The organism is Streptomyces specialis, assembly GCF_001493375.1.
Taxonomy (GTDB): Bacteria; Actinomycetota; Actinomycetes; order Streptomycetales; family Streptomycetaceae; genus Streptomyces; species Streptomyces specialis.
Genome location: NZ_LN929778.1, coordinates 1 through 6,989, shown reverse-complemented (window position 1 = coordinate 6,989; position 6,989 = coordinate 1). Strand labels below are relative to the sequence as shown.

The window sequence follows — 6,989 nt, the reverse complement described above, 5'->3', positions numbered from 1 at the left end:
GGCGGCGGTGGAGGTGTAGAAGAGGCGGGTGTCTGGACCGGCTGCTGGCGCTGCGGGCCGGGCCGTCCGGCGGGTGACTCAGGCGTCGTGGAGGCGGCGCAGGTACGCGTGGCAGCTCGGCAGTTGCCGCACCACGGTGTCGGCCTCGGCGCGCAGCCGCTGGAACGCGCGGCGGGCGCGCACCGGGTCGATGTGGCGCAGCGCGGGGCGGGCGGCGGGCGGGCGCGCGGCCAGGCCGAGGAGCATGGTGTTCCACGAGTACGGCTCGAAGCCGTGGTAGTGCGGGTAGATCGCCTCGTCGTCCAGCAGGTACGGGCCGGCCTGGGCCAGCCGTTCGGCGAGGGCCTCGGGGACCGGGCGGTCGCGGGCGGCGCGCCAGTAGTCGTTGTCCTGCCGGCCGGCGGCCCGGTAGTGCAGCACGAGGAACTCCTTGACGCCGTCCACGGCGTGCGCGACGCGGCGGTTGTACGCCTGGCGCAGTCCGGGACTGAAGTCGCGGTCGGGGAAGTGTTTGACCAACTGCTCGATGCCGTGCTGGATGAAGAAGATGCCGGTGGACTCCAGCGGTTCGACGAAGGCGCTGGACAGGCCGATGGCGACGCAGTTGCGCACCCAGGAGTCGCGGCAGCGGCCCACGCGCATGGTGATGTGGTGGACGTCCAGGTCGCCGGTCCGGTCGCCGGCGCGGTCCCGGAGGGTCCGTTCGGCCTCGTCGGGTGTGCAGAACGCGTCGGAGTACACGTAGCCGATGCCGTCGCGGTGGTACAGCGGGATGGTCCATATCCATCCGGCGTCCATGGCGGTGGCGGTGGTGTAGGGGTTCATGTCGGTGACGTCGGTGCGGTGGACGCGGGTCGCGACGGCCCGGTTGTTGGGCAGCACGTCCTGGAACGACAGGAACGGCTCGCCCAGCAGCTTGTTGATCAGCGCGCCACGGAAGCCGGTGCAGTCGATGAACAGGTCGGCGGCCAGGTGGGCGCCGCCGCGGGTGACGACGTGGCTGATCCAGCCGCGTTCGTCCAGGGCGGTGTGCACCACGTCGTCCAGGACGTGGTGGGCGCCGCGTTCCTTGCTGTACTCGGCGAGGAACCGGGCGACCTTGTCGGCGTCGAAGTGGTAGGCGTAGGGGAACTGGGCGCGCTGCTCGGCGAGGCTGGTGCGGCCCAGGGGTCCGTCGAGGCCGGCGGCGAAGAGGGTGCCGTCGAGGGTGCGGGGCGAGCGTTTGGCGTCGCACAGGGCGGGGGTGAGGAAGCACGCCCGGTCGAAGGGGCGGGTGTGGTCGCCGATCCGCAGCCACCACTCCCCCAGGGAGAAGCCGTCCACGGTGCGGAGCCGTTCGAAGGGGTGGTAGAAGGAGCCGCCGGGGCGGTCCCAGTTCTCGAAGCGGATGCCGAGCTTGTAGCCGCCGTCGCAGCGGGGCAGCCAGGTGCTCTCGTCGAGGCCGAGGTAGTCGAAGAAGTGCCGGACGGTGCTGAACGTGGCCTCGCCGACGCCGATGCGGCCCACCGAGGGCGACTCCACGAGGGTGACGTCGAGGCGGTCGGGGAAGGCCGCCTTCAGGTATGCCGCCGTCATCCAGCCGGCCGTTCCGCCGCCGACGATGGTGACCGTCTTGATCATCGCGTGGCACCGGCCTTCCCGGTTCGTTCCGGGTCCCGGGGCGCGGCGCCCCGGACGCGGTCGGCGAGGGCGCCGGGGTCGGGTGGGGGCCCGGTGCCGCGCCAGGCGACGTGGCCGTCCGGGCGGACCAGGACGTGGGGCCACCGGTAGATCCGCGTGGCGCGCTCGTCGTGCAGCTCCGTCACGGCCAGCGGCACGGCCCGGGCGGCGACCGCGCGGCGCAGCGGTTCGGCGTCCCGGGCCGCCCCGGCGGCGCACAGCAGGGTGAAGCCGGGGCCGAACAGGTCGAGCGTGGAGCGGCCGGGGCCGAGCCAGGCGTGCGGGGCGCGACCGCCGGGCAGGGGGCTGTCGGCCCAGTGTTCGGTCTTCTCCTCGGCGGGGGCGGGCACCACGGTGTGCGACCGGTAGCGGTAGGCGAAGGGGCCTTCGGGGGCGTCGAATTCGCGCCGGACGTCCAGCGCCTCCAGCCGGGCGGGGCGGGTGGCGCGGGCGCGTGCGCCCTCCGGGGTGTCGTCGGCGATCTCGGGGGGCATGTGGCGGCGGCTCTCGCGCGCCAGGTTCTCCTGGGAGGCGCGCAGGCTCGCCTCGGCCACCGGTTTGCGTTCCGTCTCGTAGGTGTCGAGGAGGTGCTCCCCGGCCCAGCCGGCGAGGACCGCGGCGAGCTTCCAGCCGAGGTCGGCCGCGTCCGCGATGCCGCTGTTCATGCCGAGGCCGCCGGAGGGCGAGACGGAGTGCGCGGCGTCGCCGGCGAGCAGCACCCGTCCGTGCCGGTAGCGCTCCGCGACGCGCTGCGTCAGGTGCCAGGGCGCGTCGGAGAGCACGGTGAAGGGGGTGTCGACGGCGAGGGCCGCGCGGACGAACTCCTCGGGCGGCGTGCCGGTGTCGTGCTCCCCGGAGACGGTGAGCCGGTACAGGGCGTCGCCGTCCATGGCGCGCAGGGGGTACCTCAGCCGGGTGGCCGTGGTCAGGAAGAACACCAGCGGCTCGTCCGGGCCGAGGCGGGCCCGCAGGCCGGGGGCGCGGAAGAGGATGTTGCGGAACGTGCGGGTGGGGTGGTGGGCGATGGTCCGTACGCCGCAGGCCGTGCGGACCGGTGAGCCGGCGCCGTCGCAGGCCGCGAGGTAGGCCGCCTCGACCGTGACGGTGTCCCCGGTGTGCTGGTCCAGGACGGTGGCGAGGATCCCGTCGTCGTGCTGGGCGAGTCCGGTCAGGCGCCATCCGAGCCGGACCGGCCCGTCCGGTGCCGTGCCGAGGGCGTCGATCAGCAGGGGATGCAACCAGTGCTGGGGGCAGATCTGTTCGGGCTCGGGGGTGAAGTCGGGCACCGCGCGGGTCGCGGCGGTGCCGAAGCGCAGGCGGTGGATCTCGTGGCCGCCGACCGCGGTCACCCACGCGACGTCGAGGGAGTGGTCGGCCGGCCAGGGGACGGAGCGGATCCGCCCGGCGGTTCCCCAGCGGCGGAACAGTTCCATCGACCGGGGGCCGACGGTGCCCACCCGGGGGTGGTCGATCCGGCCGTCGCCGGCCTCCAGCAGGAGGAAGTCCACGTCCCGGCGGGCCAAATCCAGCCCGAGCGACAGGCCGACCGGTCCCCCGCCGACGACCAGGACGTCGGTGCGCGCTGTTCTTCCTGCCTGGCCGGCCGGGGCACGCTGCGATGCGCTGCGGTCACGAGTGTTTCCTCGAGTATCGGCGGCGCTGTTCCGGCTTTTCATCACGCGCCGGGAAGGGATCGCGCGCAGGTTCCCTGGCGGGGCGGGACCGCGTTCCGGGGCGGGTGGCCCGGCAGCCCGCGCGGGCGCGTGGGTTTCGGTGCCCGGCCCCGGCGACGCCTACCCGGTGGCGGTGCCGCGTGCCTACGCTCGGAATTCGCTGCCGGGACACCGCGGGCTTTTCCGGAACGCACGGGAATTCCGGTTCCCGCGCCCGGCGGGGCGCGCCATCCGGCCGGCGAATTGCCCTCCTTGACGGAAAGCGGGGAAGAACCAGATGGACAACAGGATCGAGAAGATCGTCATTCTCGGCGGCGGCACGGCGGGGTGGATGACCGCCTCGTATCTCGCGAAGGCGCTGGGCGACACGGTCTCGATCTCCGTCGTGGAGACGCCCGCGGTGCCGAGGATCGGGGTGGGCGAGGCCACGGTCCCGAACCTCCAGACGGTCTTCTTCGACTTTCTGGGGCTCGCCGAGCGGGACTGGATGCCGGAGTGCAACGCCAGCTTCAAACTCGGCATCAAGTTCGTCAACTGGCGGACCGGCGGCCCGGGCCAGGCGCTGCCGAGGACCGGTGACGACGGCGCGGCGGACTCCTTCTACCACCTGTTCGGGCTGCTGCCCGAGCACGACGGGCTGCCGCTGTCCCACTACTGGGCCTATCTGCGGCATCACGGCGCGACGGACGAGCCGTTCGCGTACGCCTGTTACTGGGAGCCGCCGGTGATGGACGCGCTCAAGTCGCCGTGCTGGCCGGACGGGCGGCCGGCCACCTCGTACGCGTGGCACTTCGACGCCAATCTGGTGGCGGACTTCCTGCGGCGGCTGGCGACGCGGGACCTCGGGGTGCGGCACGTCGAGGACGAGATGCTCGACGCGGAGCTGGACGGCCGGGGCTTCATCACGGCGCTGCTGGCGCGCAGCGGCGAGCGGTACGAGGCGGATCTGTTCGTGGACTGCTCCGGGTTCCGGGGGCTGCTGATCAACAAGGCGCGGGGCGAGCCGTTCCTCGACATGAGCGACCATCTGCTGTGCGACAGCGCCGTGGCGACCTCGGTGCCGCACGACGACGACGGCGGGGTGGAGCCGTTCACCTCGGCGATCGCGATGGAGTCGGGGTGGACGTGGAAGATCCCGATGCTGGGGCGGTTCGGCACGGGCTACGTCTACTCCAGCCGCTTCGCCGGGCGGGACCGCGCGACGGAGGACTTCTGCCGGCTGTGGGACCTGGACCCGGAGCGCACGCCGCTGAACCACATCAGGTTCCGGGTGGGCCGCAACCGCCGGGCCTGGGTGCGCAACTGCGTCAGCGTCGGCCTGTCGTCGTGCTTCCTGGAGCCGCTGGAGTCGACCGGGATCTACTTCATCACCGCGGCGATCTACCAGTTGGTGCGGCACTTCCCCGACAAGAGCTTCAACCAGGTCCTCATCGACCGGTTCAACGGTGAGATCGAGGCCATGTTCGACGACACCCGTGACTTCATCCAGGCGCATTTCTTCCTGCCGCCGCGGAACGACACCGAGTTCTGGCGGGCGAACAAGGAACTGACGCTGGCGCCTGAGATCCAGGAGAAGCTGGCGATGTACCGGGCCGGGCTGCCCATCAACCAGCCCGTGGTGGACGTCGCGACGTACTACAACAACTTCGACGCCGAGTTCCGCAATTTCTGGAACAACAGCAACTACTACTGCATATTCGCGGGTCTGGGCGTGGTGCCGGACGCGCCGCTGCCGTCGCTGGCGCACCGGCCCGACGCCGTGCGGGACAGCGCGCGGCTGTTCGCCGAGATCAAGCGCAGGCAGCGGGAGATGACGCGTGACCTGCCGACGACCGTGGAGTATCTCCGCGCCCTGCACGGCGTGTAGCCGCCCGGCGCGGGCCGAAGGGAGGTCGAGCGGTGAGGGAGCAGCCGTGCCGGGGGGCGGAGCCCGCGGACGAACGGGCGGAGGCGGACCGGTTCCTGGAGCTGATGAGCCGGTTCCCGACCGGGGTGTCGGTGGTGACGGCCGTCGACGGCGAGGGCCGCCCGTGGGGGGCGACCTGCTCGTCGCTGACCAGCGTGACGCTGACGCCGCCGACGCTGCTGTGCTGCCTGCGGGCGGACGGGCGGACGCTGGAGGCCGTCCGGTCCACCGGCAGGTTCGCCGTCAACCTGCTGCGCGCGGAGGCGCGGCACGCGGCCACGGTGTTCGCGACGCGCTGCGGGGACCGGTTCACGCAGGTGCCGTGGCGGCCCCGGCCGCCGTCCGGCCTGCCGCATCTGCACCGGGACGCGTTCGCGTTCGCCGAGTGCCGGGTCGGCAGCCGGTTCGTGGTGGGCGATCACGTGGTCGTGGTGGGCGCGGTGGACGGGGTGGAGCTGGTCGGGGGGCTGCCGCTGGTGTACGGGATGCGGGAGTTCCTGTCGTGGGGGCCGCCGGGCGGCGCGTCACGCCCGCCGGGTGGCCGACAGGCGTGACGGGCCGTGGAACACCAGGTCCTCGCGGTACGGCACGGCGTCGTCGTCCAGCCGCAGGCCGGGCAGCAGCGTCAGCAGCCCCTCCACCCCGGCCTCGACCTCGATGCGGCCGAGGGCGGATCCGAGGCAGTAGTGGGCGCCCATGCCGAACCCGCAGTGCCGGTGGCCGTCGCGGTCGAACCGGACGGTGTCGGGCTCCTCGAACCGGTCGGGGTCCCGGTTGGCGGCGCCCAGCACGACGGTCACCTTGTCACCGCGCCTGATGCGGTGACCGGCGACGGTCTCGTCCTGGTAGGCCCACCGGGTCACCATCTGCGCGGGTGAGTCGTAGCGGATGAACTCGTCGACCGCCGCCGGCAGCAGTCCGGGGCGGCGGCGCAGCGTGTCCTGGAGGTGTGGCTGCCGCAGGAGCAGCAGCGCGGTCTTGGCCAGCGCGTTCGTCGTCGCCTCGTGGCCGCCGAGCAGCAGGTGCACGCTGGTCCCGACCAGGACGTCGTCGTCGGCCAGGTCGTCGTCCCGGTCGGCGGCGAGCAGCGCGGAGAGCAGGTCGTCGCGCGGCGCGGCCCGCCGTTCGGCCAGCGCGGCCCGGAAGTACCCGTCGAGGTCGCGGGCCGCTTCCTCGGCGGCGGCCAGGCGCGGCGCGCGGGGGCCGGGCCGGAAGGTGGTGGCCTGCTGGAACACGGCGGCCCGGCCGCGCAGCCACTCCTGGTCGCCGGGCGGCACGCCGAGCACCGCGAGCATCGTCAGCACGGGCAGGAGCGCCGCGTACCGGTCGACCAGATCGACGCGGGGTTCGGTGGCGGCCCGGTCCACCAGCCGCCGGACGATGGCCCGCACGCCGCCGCGGACGCCCGCGCGCATCCGGGCGGCGAGGCATTCGGCGACGACGGCCCGCAGCCGGGTGTGGCGCGGCGGGTCCATGAAGACGAGCCAGTTGTCGACGAGGGCGCCGAGCACCGGGTAGGCGGGGGGCACGAGCGCCACGGCGGGCGCGGGGCCCGCGCCCGCTTCGGCCGCCCGGCGGCCGAAGCCGCGCCCGGCGAGGACGGTGGCGGCCTCCTCGTAGCGCAGGACGAGCCACTCCGGTTCGCGGCCGGTGCCGGGCCGCGCGATCCTGTGCAGCGCGGCGGCGTCGCGGTAGCGGCGGTACACGGGGTAGGGGTCGGCGACGCGGGCGGCCAGGGCGCGGTGGAAGTC

General features: G+C 73.5%; 5 protein-coding genes. 2 read left to right on the top strand and 3 right to left on the bottom strand.

Annotation, left to right across the window (positions count from 1 at the left end):
* Nucleotides 1–78: 78 nt before the first annotated feature.
* Nucleotides 79–1,620 (bottom strand): tryptophan halogenase family protein, encoded by a 1,542-nt coding sequence (locus BN2279_RS06805; RefSeq protein WP_079031930.1) that lies wholly within the window; start codon nt 1,618–1,620, stop codon nt 79–81.
* Nucleotides 1,617–3,227 carry an FAD-dependent monooxygenase gene (locus tag BN2279_RS06800; protein ID WP_059007494.1) on the bottom strand — a complete coding sequence of 537 codons (1,611 nt, stop codon included), beginning with the start codon at nt 3,225–3,227 and terminating at the stop codon, nt 1,617–1,619. Before BN2279_RS06800 ends, BN2279_RS06805 begins: the two co-directional genes overlap by 4 nt.
* Before the next feature lie 382 nt (nt 3,228–3,609).
* Here BN2279_RS06800 and BN2279_RS06795 point away from each other — a divergent pair, with 382 nt between their 5' ends.
* Entirely contained in the window at nt 3,610–5,199 is a 1,590-nt protein-coding gene (locus tag BN2279_RS06795) for a tryptophan halogenase family protein (RefSeq protein WP_059007489.1), read from the top strand.
* A 32-nt stretch (nt 5,200–5,231) separates the two neighbouring features.
* Nucleotides 5,232–5,792: a flavin reductase family protein gene (locus tag BN2279_RS06790; protein WP_234347522.1), complete on the top strand. Its 561-nt coding sequence runs from the start codon at nt 5,232–5,234 to the stop codon at nt 5,790–5,792.
* Here the strand turns inward: BN2279_RS06790 and BN2279_RS06785 are convergent.
* A partial coding sequence (locus tag BN2279_RS06785; RefSeq protein ID WP_324612822.1) for a cytochrome P450 occupies nt 5,763–6,989 on the bottom strand: 1,227 nt, incomplete at its 5' end. The genes BN2279_RS06790 and BN2279_RS06785 overlap by 30 nt on opposite strands.